General features: G+C 56.1%; 11 protein-coding genes and 1 riboswitch. Of the genes, 8 read left to right on the top strand and 3 right to left on the bottom strand.

All coding sequences use genetic code 11. The features are described from left to right. Positions 1–51: 51 nt before the first annotated feature. Positions 52–1,203, bottom strand: a complete 1,152-nt coding sequence (argE, locus tag GVK32_RS25965; RefSeq protein ID WP_159873515.1) for an acetylornithine deacetylase — start codon at positions 1,201–1,203, stop codon at positions 52–54. 179 nt (positions 1,204–1,382) lie between these two features. Here argE and argC point away from each other — a divergent pair, with 179 nt between their 5' ends. The 4 genes from argC (at position 1,383) to oxyR (ending at position 5,811) form a co-directional block, all read left to right on the top strand. Further along, positions 1,383–2,387, top strand: coding sequence for an N-acetyl-gamma-glutamyl-phosphate reductase (gene argC / locus GVK32_RS25960; RefSeq protein WP_159873513.1), 1,005 nt, complete (start codon positions 1,383–1,385; stop codon positions 2,385–2,387). Between the two features lie 6 nt (positions 2,388–2,393). Then, a complete protein-coding gene (gene argB / locus GVK32_RS25955) occupies positions 2,394–3,170 on the top strand; it encodes an acetylglutamate kinase (protein WP_115193831.1) in 777 nt (258 codons plus the stop codon). 70 nt (positions 3,171–3,240) lie between these two features. Then, positions 3,241–4,614: an argininosuccinate lyase gene (argH, locus tag GVK32_RS25950; RefSeq protein WP_123552978.1), complete on the top strand. Its 1,374-nt coding sequence runs from the start codon at positions 3,241–3,243 to the stop codon at positions 4,612–4,614. 279 nt (positions 4,615–4,893) lie between these two features. Beyond that, positions 4,894–5,811 carry a DNA-binding transcriptional regulator OxyR gene (gene oxyR, locus GVK32_RS25945; RefSeq protein WP_041143454.1) on the top strand — a complete coding sequence of 306 codons (918 nt, stop codon included), beginning with the start codon at positions 4,894–4,896 and terminating at the stop codon, positions 5,809–5,811. On the opposite strand, the gene sthA is transcribed toward oxyR, so the two are convergent. Further along, positions 5,794–7,194, bottom strand: coding sequence for a Si-specific NAD(P)(+) transhydrogenase (sthA, locus tag GVK32_RS25940; RefSeq protein ID WP_159873511.1), 1,401 nt, complete (start codon positions 7,192–7,194; stop codon positions 5,794–5,796). The genes oxyR and sthA overlap by 18 nt on opposite strands. Before the next feature lie 195 nt (positions 7,195–7,389). On the opposite strand from sthA, the gene fabR reads away from it, so the two are divergent. Next, positions 7,390–8,025, top strand: coding sequence for an HTH-type transcriptional repressor FabR (fabR, locus tag GVK32_RS25935; protein ID WP_159873509.1), 636 nt, complete (start codon positions 7,390–7,392; stop codon positions 8,023–8,025). A 15-nt stretch (positions 8,026–8,040) separates the two neighbouring features. Continuing rightward, positions 8,041–8,400 (top strand): YijD family membrane protein, encoded by a 360-nt coding sequence (locus GVK32_RS25930; RefSeq protein ID WP_045853643.1) that lies wholly within the window; start codon positions 8,041–8,043, stop codon positions 8,398–8,400. 55 nt (positions 8,401–8,455) lie between these two features. Here GVK32_RS25930 and trmA read toward each other — a convergent pair whose 3' ends face one another. Continuing rightward, complete coding sequence (gene trmA, locus GVK32_RS25925) at positions 8,456–9,556, bottom strand: tRNA (uridine(54)-C5)-methyltransferase TrmA (RefSeq protein ID WP_159873507.1); 1,101 nt, start codon at positions 9,554–9,556, stop codon at positions 8,456–8,458. A 115-nt stretch (positions 9,557–9,671) separates the two neighbouring features. Continuing rightward, a riboswitch (cobalamin riboswitch) is annotated at positions 9,672–9,853 on the top strand. A 65-nt stretch (positions 9,854–9,918) separates the two neighbouring features. On the opposite strand from trmA, the gene btuB reads away from it, so the two are divergent. Together btuB and murI are read left to right on the top strand one after the other, a co-directional pair. Further along, positions 9,919–11,787, top strand: a complete 1,869-nt coding sequence (gene btuB, locus GVK32_RS25920; protein ID WP_159873505.1) for a TonB-dependent vitamin B12 receptor BtuB — start codon at positions 9,919–9,921, stop codon at positions 11,785–11,787. Then, a complete protein-coding gene (gene murI / locus GVK32_RS25915; RefSeq protein WP_128879365.1) occupies positions 11,732–12,583 on the top strand; it encodes a glutamate racemase in 852 nt (283 codons plus the stop codon). The genes btuB and murI overlap by 56 nt, the downstream gene beginning before the upstream one ends. Positions 12,584–12,915: the final 332 nt, after the last annotated feature.

Genomic DNA, 12,915 nt, shown 5'->3' with positions numbered 1-12,915 from the left:
TGACAATTGTCACTGTCCCGCCCCTGGATACAGGGCGGGAAAAGCGCGATTTTAGTGCCAGCAGAAATGATGCACGACCTGGGTTATCAGCTCGCGAGTCGGCTTAATAAACCGGGTTTCCAGATATTCATCCGGCTGGTGGGCCTGGTTGATTGAGCCAGGACCGAGAACCAGCGTCGGGCAGATAGTCTGGATAAACGGCGCTTCGGTACAGTAGTTGACGACTTCGGTTTGTGCGCCGAGCAGTTTTTCAACCACCAGTACGAGCTGATGATCCGGCGGGCACTCGTAGCCGGGGATCGGCGGATGGAGCTCGCTCACGGTTAAACGACCCGGCCAGCGTTCGCTGACCGGCGCCAGCGCTTCATCCAGCAGCCCGTTGAGATCGTTGAGCGTCATGCCCGGCAGCGGACGAATATCCATATGCAGCTCGCAGCAGGCGCAGATGCGGTTAGACGCGTCGCCGCCGTGAATCGATCCGAGGTTGAGCGTCGGGTAGGGTACGGTGAAGGCGGCAAAGTGGTAGCGCTCCTTCAGCACATCGCGCAGCTGCATGATGCGGCCAATGGCGTCGTGCATGAGCTCAATGGCGTTAACCCCGCGCGCCGGATCGCTGGAGTGACCCGACTGGCCCTGGACGCGAACGGCGGTGGAGATATGGCCCTTGTGCGCTCGCACCGGCTGCAGGGACGTTGGTTCGCCGATAATCGCGCAGTCCGGGCGCAGCCGGGTGGTTTCGGCAAAGTAGCGGGCCCCGGCCATGCTGGTCTCTTCATCGGCGGTGGCCAGAATATAGAGCGGCTTTTTGAGTTTACTGACGTCAACATCGCGCAGGGCGTCAAGAATAAAGGCGAAGAAGCCCTTCATGTCGGCGGTGCCGAGACCGTAAAGCTTGTTGTCGTGTTCGGTAAGGGCGAACGGATCGCGGGTCCAGCGGCCATCATCGAACGGCACGGTATCGGTATGCCCGGCGAGCAGCAGGCCGCCGGCGCCCTGGCCGGTGCTGGCCAGCATATTAAATTTATTGCGCGTATCCGGCACCGGCTGAACTTCGACATTGAAGCCAATTTCGCGAAACCAGCCTGCCAGCAAATTGATTAAAGTCTCATTGCTCTGATCCAGCGACTCTTCGGTTGCGCTGATGGAAGGTGTGGCGATCAATGCGCGGTAAATCTCGATGAACGGCGGTAAATTGTTTTTCATTGTTGACACACCTCGGGTCATGATAGTATCAATATTCATGCAGTATTTGTGAATAAAAATACATTATCGTTGAGCGTAAGAAAACCCATCGAATGTAAGGAAATACTCTTACGGCTCAACAGGGTGAGGAAGATAACGGTCTTCCCAGGCAAACAGATGTAAGAAGGTGAAGAGCCCCAATGTTGAATACGCTGATAGTGGGTGCCAGCGGCTATGCCGGCGCAGAGCTAGTGACCTATGTAAATCGCCATCCTCATATGACCATAACCGCTTTGACGGTCTCCTCGCAAAGTAATGATGCGGGGAAATTAATTTCCGATTTACATCCGCAGCTGAAAGGTATTGTCGATCTGCCGCTGCAGCCAATGTCAGATATCAGCGAATTTAGCGACGGGGTGGATGTCGTTTTCCTCGCGACTGCCCATGAAGTGAGCCACGACCTGGCGCCGCAGTTTCTTGCCGCCGGCTGCGTGGTGTTCGATCTCTCCGGCGCATTCCGCGTGAACGACGGTGCCTTCTACGAGAAATATTACGGCTTTACCCATCAGCATCCGGCGCTGCTTGAGCAGGCGGTATATGGCCTGGCCGAGTGGAGCGTCGAGCGGCTGAAAGAGGCCAGTTTAGTCGCCGTTCCCGGCTGCTACCCGACCGCGGCCCAGCTGTCGTTAAAACCGCTGATCGATGCCGGGCTGCTGGATCTGACTCAGTGGCCGGTGATCAACGCGACCAGCGGCGTGAGCGGAGCGGGCCGTAAGGCGGCGATCGGCAACAGCTTCTGTGAAGTGAGCCTGCAGCCGTACGGCGTCTTCACCCATCGTCATCACCCGGAAATCTCTACTCACCTTGGTGCTGAGGTTATTTTTACCCCGCATCTGGGCAACTTTAAGCGCGGCATTCTGGAAACCATCACCTGTCGCCTGAAGCCGGGCGTGAGCAAAGAGCAGGTGGCCGCCGTTTTCCAGCAGGCTTACGCCGATAAACCGCTGGTACGTTTATACGATAACGCGCTGCCGGCATTGAAAAACGTCGTGGGTCTGCCATTCTGTGATATCGGTTTTGCGGTCCAGGATCAGCATATCATCGTGGTCGCGGCAGAAGATAACCTGCTTAAAGGCGCAGCGGCACAGGCAGTACAGTGCGCGAATATTCGTTTCGGCTTCGCTGAGACGCAGTCTCTTATTTAAGGTGTGATGATGAACCCATTAATTATCAAACTCGGCGGCGTGTTGCTGGATAGCGAAGAAGCGCTGGAGCGCCTGTTTACCGCGCTGGTGAACTACCGTGAAACGCATCAGCGTCCGCTGATTATCGTGCACGGCGGCGGCTGCGTGGTCGATGAGCTGATGAAGCAGCTTAACCTGCCGGTAAGCAAGAAAAATGGGCTGCGGGTAACGCCGGCGGATCAAATCGACATTATTACCGGCGCGCTGGCGGGCACCGCCAATAAAACGCTGCTGGCGTGGGCGAAAAAGCACGGCATTGCCAGCGTAGGCCTGTTCCTCGGCGATGGCGATAGCGTTAAGGTGACCCAGCTTGCCGAAGATCTGGGGCACGTTGGCCTGGCCCAGCCGGGCTCGCCGGCGCTGATTAATACCCTGTTGGCGGGCGGCTACCTGCCGGTGGTGAGCTCTATCGGCGTGACCGATGAAGGGCTGCTGATGAACGTCAACGCCGATCAGGCCGCGACCGCGCTGGCGGCTACGCTCGGCGCCGATCTGATTCTGCTTTCCGACGTCAGCGGTATCCTGGATGGCAAAGGTCAGCGCATCGCCGAGATGACCGCGGAGAAGGCGGAACAGCTGATTGAACAGGGTATTATTACCGACGGCATGATCGTAAAAGTGAACGCCGCGCTGGATGCGGCACGCGCGCTGGGTCGCCCGGTGGATATTGCCTCCTGGCGCCACGCGGAGCAGCTGCCGGCGCTGTTTAACGGCACGCCGATCGGCACGCGTATTCTGGCCTGATTGAAAACATTTGCAGACGGGGAGCGCAGGGCTTCCCGGCAGAAATAAACAAATTTGAAGGAAGCACATTATGGCACTTTGGGGCGGGCGTTTTACTCAGGCAGCAGATCAGCGGTTCAAACAGTTCAACGACTCTTTGCGCTTCGACTATCGCCTGGCGGAGCAGGATATCATTGGCTCTGTTGCCTGGTCCAAAGCGCTGGTGACGGTTGGCGTGCTGAGCGCGAGCGAACAGCTGGAGCTGGAAGAGGCGCTGGGCATCCTGCTGGAAGAGGTGCGGGCTAACCCGCAGCAAATCCTTGAAAGCGATGCTGAAGATATTCACAGCTGGGTGGAAGGCAAGCTGATCGACAAAGTCGGCCAACTGGGTAAAAAGCTGCATACCGGCCGTAGCCGTAACGATCAGGTGGCGACCGACCTCAAGCTGTGGTGCAAGGACACTATCGCCGAGCTGCTCTCTGCTAATCGCCAGCTGCAGGGCGCGCTGGTTGAAACGGCGCAGAGTAATCAGGATGCCGTGATGCCGGGCTACACCCACCTGCAGCGCGCGCAGCCGGTGACCTTTGCTCACTGGTGTCTGGCCTATGTAGAGATGCTGGCGCGCGATGAAAGCCGTCTGCAGGACTCCCTGAAGCGCCTCGACGTCAGCCCGCTGGGCAGCGGTGCGCTGGCGGGGACCGCCTATGAAATCGATCGCGAGCAGCTGGCCGGCTGGCTGGGATTCGCCTCGGCGACCCGCAATAGCCTCGATAGCGTCTCCGACCGTGACCACGTGCTGGAGCTGCTTTCCGGCGCCTCAATTGGGATGGTGCACCTGTCGCGTTTTGCTGAAGATCTGATTTTCTTTAATACCGGCGAAGCGGGCTTTATTGAGCTCTCCGATCGCGTGACCTCCGGCTCATCCCTGATGCCGCAGAAGAAAAACCCGGACGCGCTGGAGCTGATCCGCGGCAAGTGTGGCCGCGTTCAGGGCGCGCTGACCGGTATGATGATGACGCTGAAAGGCCTGCCGTTGGCCTACAACAAGGATATGCAGGAAGATAAAGAAGGGCTGTTTGACGCGCTCGACACCTGGCTTGACTGCCTGCATATGGCCGCGCTGGTGCTGGACGGCATTCAGGTGAAGCGTCCGCGTTGCGAAGAAGCGGCGCAGCAGGGTTACGCCAATGCGACCGAGTTGGCGGATTACCTGGTGGCGAAAGGCGTACCTTTCCGTGAAGCGCACCATATTGTCGGCGAAGCGGTTGTCGAGGCGATTGCGCAAGGTAAGCCGCTGGAAGCGCTGGCGTTGGCCGACCTGCAGAAATTTAGCAGCGTGATTGCCGATGATGTCTACCCGATTCTGTCGCTGCAGTCCTGCCTGGATAAGCGCGCGGCCAAAGGCGGCGTTTCGCCGAAGCAGGTTGCGCAGGCGATCGCCGATGCGCAGCAGCGCCTGGCGTAAACCGGAAGCCTGCTGGTCCTGAGCGGTGTCTCAGGCAACGAAAATGAGAAGCTCGAGCGATGCTCGGGCTTTTTTATGCAAAAAAAAGCGGACACGAGGTCCGCAAAAGTTCACGTTGGCTTTAGTTGTTCGGTTAGGGAACGCGCTGAGGCGATACGGTGATTTTCTGATACCGGCCTCGTTTCTGGGTTTATTATTGAACAGAAAACTTGATAGGGATAATCGTTCGTTGCTATGCTATCTATCGCCATGAACTATCATGGCGACGGAGGATGAATAATGAATATTCGCGATCTTGAATACCTGGTTGCGCTAGCCGAGCACCGCCACTTCCGGCGCGCGGCGGACTCTTGCCACGTCAGCCAACCCACGCTTAGCGGGCAAATCCGCAAGCTGGAGGATGAGCTTGGGGTCATGCTGCTGGAGCGTACCAGCCGTAAGGTTCTGTTTACCCAGGCGGGGCTGCTGCTGGTGGATCAGGCGCGTACGGTGTTGCGCGAAGTAAAAGTGCTCAAGGAAATGGCAAGCCAACAGGGCGAGACGATGTCCGGGCCGCTGCATATTGGCCTGATCCCAACGATTGGCCCGTATCTGCTGCCGCAGATTATCCCGATGCTGCACCAGACTTTTCCCAAGCTGGAAATGTATCTGCATGAAGCCCAAACCCATCAGCTGCTGGCCCAGCTGGATAGCGGCAAGCTTGACTGCGCTATCCTGGCGCTGGTTAAAGAGAGCGAAGCCTTTATTGAGGTGCCGCTGTTTGATGAGCCGATGATGCTGGCTATCTATGAAGATCACCCGTGGGCCAACCGCGACCGCGTGCCGATGTCCGATTTAGCCGGGGAAAAGCTGCTGATGCTGGAAGATGGCCACTGCCTGCGCGATCAGGCGATGGGCTTCTGTTTTGAGGCCGGCGCCGATGAAGATACCCATTTCCGCGCTACCAGTCTTGAAACGCTGCGCAACATGGTTGCTGCCGGGAGCGGGATTACCCTGCTGCCTGCGCTCGCGGTGCCGCAGGAGAGAAGGCGCGATGGCGTGGTGTATATTCCGTGCATTAAGCCCGAGCCGCGACGCACCATTGGGCTGGTTTATCGTCCCGGTTCGCCGCTGCGCAGCCGCTATGAACATCTGGCGGAGGCCATCCGTAGCACCATGGATGGCCATTTCGACGAAGCGTTAAAACAGGCGGTTTAAGCCATTTAACGCGGCTACCCGATAGGCTTCCGCCATCGTCGGGTAGTTAAAGGTGGTGTTGACGAAGTACTCAATGGTGTTACCGCCACCTTTCTGCTCCATAATCGCCTGGCCGATGTGAATAATCTCGGCCGCGCGCTCGCCAAAGCAATGAATACCCAGGATCTCTTTGGTTTCCCTGTGGAACAGAATTTTCAGGGTTCCCACGCTCATCCCGACGATCTGCGCGCGTGCCAGATGCTTGAACTGCGCGCGGCCCACTTCATAAGGGACCTTCATGGCGGTCAGCTGCTGTTCGGTTTTACCCACCGAACTGATTTCCGGAATGGTATAGATGCCGGTCGGAATATCTTCAATCAGATGGGCTGAAGCCTCGCCTTTAATCAGCGCCTGCGCGGCGATGCGTCCCTGATCGTAAGCGGCCGAAGCCAGGCTCGGATAGCCGATAACGTCGCCAACGGCATAGATATGCGGCAGCGCGGTCTGGTACATGCTGTTGACCTTCAGCTGGCCGCGGCTGTCGGTTTGCAGGCCGATATTTTCCAGCGCCAGGGAGTCGGTATTACCGGTACGACCGTTGGCATACAGCAGGCAGTCCGCCTTCAGCTTTTTGCCCGATTTCAGATGCATGATCACGCCATCATCCACGGCTTCAATCTTCTCGTACTCTTCGTTGTGACGAATCACCACGCCGCTGTTCCAGAAGTGATAGGAGAGGGAGTCGGACATCTCCTGGTCGAGGAAGGCCAGCAGCCGATCGCGGGTGTTGATCAGATCCACCTTCACTTCCATACCGCGGAAGATTGACGCGTATTCGCAGCCGATGACCCCCGCACCGTAGATGATCACATGGCGTGGCTCGTGCTGTAGGCTGAGGATGGAGTCGCTGTCGTACACGCGCGGGTGGGAAAAGTCGACATCTGACGGATGATACGGGCGTGAGCCGCAGGCGATAACGAATTTTTCTGCGGTGACCGTTTCAACGGTGCCGTCGTGACACTCCAGGGCCAGCGTATGCTCATCAACGAAGTGCGCGTTGCCCTGCAGGATTTCGCAGTGGTTGCGCTCATAGAACCCCTGACGCATATGGGTCTGCTGGTTAATGACGCTGTCGGCATGGTTAAGAATGTCGGCGAAGGAGGAGCGAAGAAGACGGGAATGGTCGCTGTAGAGAGGGTTTTGGTTAAACTCGATAATACGGCTGACGGCGTGGCGGAGCGCTTTCGACGGGATGGTTCCCCAGTGGGTACAGCCACCGCCGACGTTATGGTAGCGTTCAATAACGGCAACGCGTGCTCCCTGCTTAACCAGCCCCATCGCAGCGCCTTCGCCGCCGGGGCCGGAACCAATTACTATTGCATCATAATCCCAAGAGTGCGACATGGCATTACTCACCTGTTTTATACATAAAATAAACACGATGATAACATTTGCCGCAGTTTAACCCAATTATCGTTGTGCTTTTTTGCGGCATAAAAGCATGATCGGCTCGTAAACAATCTTTCACAAACCAGTGTAAACCGATTAGTTTTATCTCTGGTATAGTGCCAGCAGGGCTATTGGAAGGATTCATACAACGTGATGGGCGTAAGAGCGCTACAAAAAGAGAAAACCCGGCGTTCGCTGGTAGAAGCGGCATTTAGCCAACTTAGCGCCGAACGGAGTTTCGCCAGCTTAAGCCTGCGTGAAGTTGCGCGTGAGGCGGGGATCGCGCCGACTTCCTTTTATCGTCATTTTCGCGATGTCGATGAGCTCGGTCTGACGATGGTCGATGAGAGCGGGCTGATGCTGCGCCAGCTGATGCGCCAGGCGCGCCAGCGTATTGCCAAAGGTGGCAGCGTGATTCGCACCTCGGTCTCTACCTTTATGGAGTTTATCGGCAATAACCCGAACGCTTTTCGCCTGCTGCTGCGCGAACGTTCCGGTACTTCTGCGGCGTTTCGTGCCGCCGTGGCGCGGGAAATTCAGCATTTCATCGCGGAACTTGCCGACTATTTAGAAATCGAAAACCACATGCCGCGCGCCTTTACTGAAGCGCAGGCCGAAGCTATGGTCACCATCGTATTTAGCGCCGGCGCAGAAGCGCTGGATGTCGGTGTAGAACAACGTCGGCAGCTGGAAGAACGGCTGGTGCTGCAGCTGAGAATGATCTCGAAAGGCGCGTATTACTGGTATCGCCGTGAACAAGAAAAAATATCAAATCATTCTGTATAACGTGAAGGACGAGCAATGAAACACTCAGTTCAAGATAAAGGTACGCTGCTGCTGGCGCTGATCGCTGGCTTATCGATTAACGGAACCTTCGCCGCGCTGTTCAGCTCGATTGTTCCCTTTTCCATTTTCCCGGTACTGTCTCTGCTGCTGACGGTCTACTGTCTGCACCAGCGCTATCAGAACCGGAGTATGCCCGTGGGGCTGCCGGGCCTGGCTGCTGCCTGTTTCATTCTCGGGGTTCTGCTGTACAGCACCGTGGTGCGGGCGGAGTATCCGGACATCGGCTCTAACTTCTTCCCGGCCGTGCTGTCGGTCATTACGGTATTCTGGATAGGCTACCGGATGCGTAACCGGAAGGATGCGGCGGCAGAGTAACCGCTTAACGCCAGAACCCGGCAAGCATCATGGTGCCGGGTTCTGTAAAAATCGCCTACTTGTGGGTTAATAAGACGCCGCACTCCATATGATGGGTATACGGGAACTGATCGAACAGCGCCAGACGCGTAATGTCATGGGTCTGGCTGAGGGTTTCCAGGTTCTGGCACAGCGTCTCCGGGTTGCAGGATATATACAGAATTCGCGGATACGCCTGCACCATTTTCTCCGTTTCGCTATCCAGCCCGCTGCGCGGCGGATCGACAAAAATCGTCTCACACTGATAGCTTTGCAGGTCGATACCCTGCAGGCGGTTAAACTCCCGCACGCCGTTCATTGCCTGAGTAAACTCCTCTGCCGCCATACGGATAATCTGCACGTTATCGATATGGTTGGCCGCAATGTTGTACTGCGCCGCGGCGACGGATGGTTTGGCGATTTCCGTGGCCAGCACGCGATCGAAATTACGCGCCAGCGCCAGGGAAAAGTTGCCGTTACCGCAGTACAGCTCCAGTAAATCCCCGGTTGCTCCTTGCGTACTCTCCAGCGCCCACTCCAGCATCTGAATATTCATCGCCGCATTTGGCTGGGTGAAGCTGTTCTCAACCTGACGGTAGATCATCTCACGGCCGGCTACCGGCAGGCGTTCATCGATGTAGTCCCGATCGAGCTCGATTTTCGTTTTGGTTGCCCGGCCAATCAGGTGCACGTTGAGATTTTGCGCGCGCAGCGCGTCGCGTAATGCTTCCGCCTGTTGACGCCACTCGTCGCCAAGCTTTTTGTGATACAGCAGCGATACTACGGCCTGGTTGCTCATGGTCGTCAGGTAGTCGACCTGGAATAGCTTATGGCGCAGAACCGGGTTATCGCGCACGCCGTCGAGGATGGCGACCATCAGCTGATTGATAAGCTCGCTAGCCGCCGGGAAGCTATCGACGCGAATCCGCGATTTGGTCTGCTGGTCAAACATAATGTGGTAGAGATCGTCGCCATCGTGCCACAGGCGGAACTCTGCGCGCATGCGATAGTGGCTGACCGGCGAACGAAAAACCTCCGGAACCGGGGCGGCAAAAGGCGCCATCATTTTTTGCAAACGAATGACTTTCTCTGCCAGCTGCGCTTCATATTGTTCGGTTGGAAGGTGTTCGGGGGTCATGATGCATCCTGAATAAAATAAGTACGCGGGGATTGTAGGGAAAGCATCAGGGAAGTCCAGCCCGGATGAGGGATCAAATATAATTATAGAAGTCTGGACTTCTATATGTTTCTGATTATAGCATTGTGTAACCGGTCCTGTGAGTTAAAAGGGAACCCAGTGTAAATCTGGGGCTGACGCGCAGCGGTAAGGAAGGTGGGATGAACGCAATCTGCAGACACTGCCGATATCCGGTGGGAAGTCCTCATCCATAACACGCCCCGAGCCCGAAGACCTGCCGGTATACGTCGCATTTGGTTTCTATCATCGCGTGCTACTGATGAAACCCGCGGCATCCTTTATATGTTACGGATGCTTTTACAATGATTAAAAAAGCTTCGCTGATGACGGCTCTCTCCGTCACGGCATTTTCCGGCTGGGCGCAAGACAGCAATTCAGACACGTTAGTGGTGACAGCAAATCGTTTTCAACAGCCGGTCAATACGGTGCTTGCGCCGACTGACGTGGTGACCCGAGAAGATATCGATCGCTGGCAGGCCAAGAATTTAAACGACGTCATGCGTCGACTGCCTGGCGTTGACGTCGCGCAGAACGGAGGGATGGGGCAGACGTCTTCCCTGTTTATTCGCGGTACTGAGGCTAAGCAGGTGCTGGTGCTGATCGATGGTATCCCCATGTCCCGCCCGGGTATTACGAATAACCCCGATCTGAACCAAATCCCGCTGTCGCTGGTGCAACGGGTGGAGTATATCCGTGGCCCGCGCTCCGCGATTTATGGTTCCGGCGCGATGGGCGGGGTAATTAACGTCATTACCCACTCTGATAAAGAAGAATCTAAGATCACCGCGGGCGTCGGGTCGGAAGGCTATCAGCAATACGACGGCACTCTGCGTCATCGTTTTGGCGATACGGTTGCCACGGTGGCCGGCTCTTATGAGGGTAATAAAGGCTTTAACGTCCAGCCAGGCTCAACCTGGGACCACGATCAGGATCGCGACGGCTTCCGCAGCAAAGCATTCTGGGGCAGCCTGGAGCATAAATTTAACGATAGCTTTGATGGCTTCTTCCGCGGTCGTAGCTACACCAATAACACTGACTACGATTTGGGAAGCCCGCCGTACACCCCAGCCTACAGCGCAGATGAAGAGCAGCTTTATAATCAGAGCTGGGACGCGGGACTGAAGTACAGCTCCGGGATCTACTCATCGCAGCTCGTTGCCAGCTATCAGAAGGTCAAAGACTACAACTACAGCAGCATCTATGGCCGTTATAATGATGGCACCACGCTCGATCGCATGACGCAGCGTAATCTGCAGTGGGGAAATAATCTTGTTGTCGGCCATGGCTCGGTGAGCGCCGGCGTGGACTGGCAGCAGCAGCGTTTGACCTCCTCGGATACGGTATTATCGGACACCTACAAGCGTGATAACACCGGCCTGTATCTGACCGGGCAACAGCAGTTTGGCGATGTGACGCTCGAGGCTTCCGGCCGCGAGGATCATGACGAGCAGTTTGGTTGGCACGGCACCTGGCAAACCACCGCCGGTTGGGAGTTCGTGGAGAACTATCGCGTCACCCTGGGCTACGGCACCGGCTTCCTCGCACCTTCTCTGGGGCAACAGTTCGGCTCCGCCCGCTTTGGTATCAACTCAAACCCGAACCTGAAGCCTGAAGAGTCTAAGCAGTGGGAAGCCGGGCTTGAAGGACTCACCGGTCCGCTGGATTGGCGACTGTCGGCGTATCACTACAAGATTTCGAATCTGATTACCTATTACTCGGATCCTGTCACCTATGACGGCGAGTATGACAATATCAATTCCGCGACCATTAAAGGTGTGGAGTGGACGGGTAATATTGATACCGGCATCTTCAGTCATCGCGTGACGTTGCAGTACGTCGATCCGCGGAATGACGACAATGGTGAAGTACTGGCCAGACGTTCTAAACGCCAGGCTAAATACCAGCTGGACTGGACGATGTTCAAGGTCGATATGGATATCTCGTGGCAGTATTACGGTAAGCGCTACGACAACAACACATCTCAGTACAATACGACGCAGCGAATTTTGCCAAGCTACAGCACGGTTGACGTTTCTGCCGCGTATCCGATCACCGATCGCCTGACAGTTCGTGGTAAAATAGCCAACCTGTTCGATAAAGATTACGAGACAGCTTATGGCTACCAAACTGCAGGACGAGAATACTACTTGTCTGGCAGCTACACCTTCTGATCCACGCCCCACCGTGCTGGTATTTGATTCCGGTGTCGGTGGGTTGTCGGTTTACAATGAGATTCGGCAGCTGCTGCCGAATCTGCATTACATCTACGCTTTCGATAACGTGGCTTTTCCTTACGGGGAGAAGAGCGAAGAGTTCATCGTTGAGCGCGTGCTTGAAATTGTCACCGCGGTTCAACAGCGTTATCCGCTGGCGCTGGCCGTCATTGCCTGCAACACCGCAAGTACCGTTTCCCTTCCTGCCCTTCGTGACCGCTTTGCTTTTCCCGTTGTGGGCGTGGTTCCGGCGATTAAGCCTGCGGCACGCTTGACGGCGAACGGCGTCGTTGGCCTGCTGGCGACGCGCGGTACGGTCAAACGCCCCTATACGCGCGAGCTGATCAGCCGCTTTGCTAATGAATGCAAAATAGAGATGCTTGGCTCCGCAGAGCTGGTTGAGCTGGCAGAAGCGAAGCTGCACGGTGAGCCGGTGCCGCTGGAGGAGCTACGACGCATTCTTCGTCCGTGGCTGAGAATGGCCGAACCGCCTGATACGGTTGTGCTGGGCTGCACCCATTTCCCTCTATTACAGGAAGAGCTGCAGCAGGTGATGCCGGAAGGGACGCGAATGATTGATTCCGGTGCTGCCATCGCCCGTCGCACCGTCTGGCTGCTGGAACATGAAGCGCCGGATGCGAAATCCAGCGATCCAAACCTGGCATATTGCATGGCGCTGACGGCGGAAACTGAACAGCTTTTACCCGTTTTACAGCGCTACGGCTTTGAAACGCTGGAAAAACTGCCAGTTTAGGCGCATTTTGGTGAAAAAAGAGGCGGTTGAAAAGTTTTTTGCAAACAGGGCTTGTCAACGTCGGAGAACTCCCTATAATGCGCCTCCACTGACACGGAACAACGGCTTACAGGCCGCCGGGTTAGCGGGGTTCAGCGATGAACGCCGACAGAGAAAAAGCAAAATTAAACGCTTGACTCTGAATGAGGAAAACGTATTATACGGGACCTCGCAACGGTGAGCGAAAGCCGCGTTGCACTGCTCTTTAACAATTTATCAGACAATCTGTGTGGGCACTCAAAGTGACATGGATTCTTAACGTCCTCGGACGAAAAATGAATACCAAGTCTCTG

The organism is Klebsiella sp. 18074, from assembly GCF_902705905.1.
GTDB lineage: Bacteria > Pseudomonadota > Gammaproteobacteria > Enterobacterales > Enterobacteriaceae > Klebsiella > Klebsiella terrigena.
Note: the sequence above shows the minus strand (reverse complement) of the source record. Positions and strands in the feature narration are given on the sequence as shown.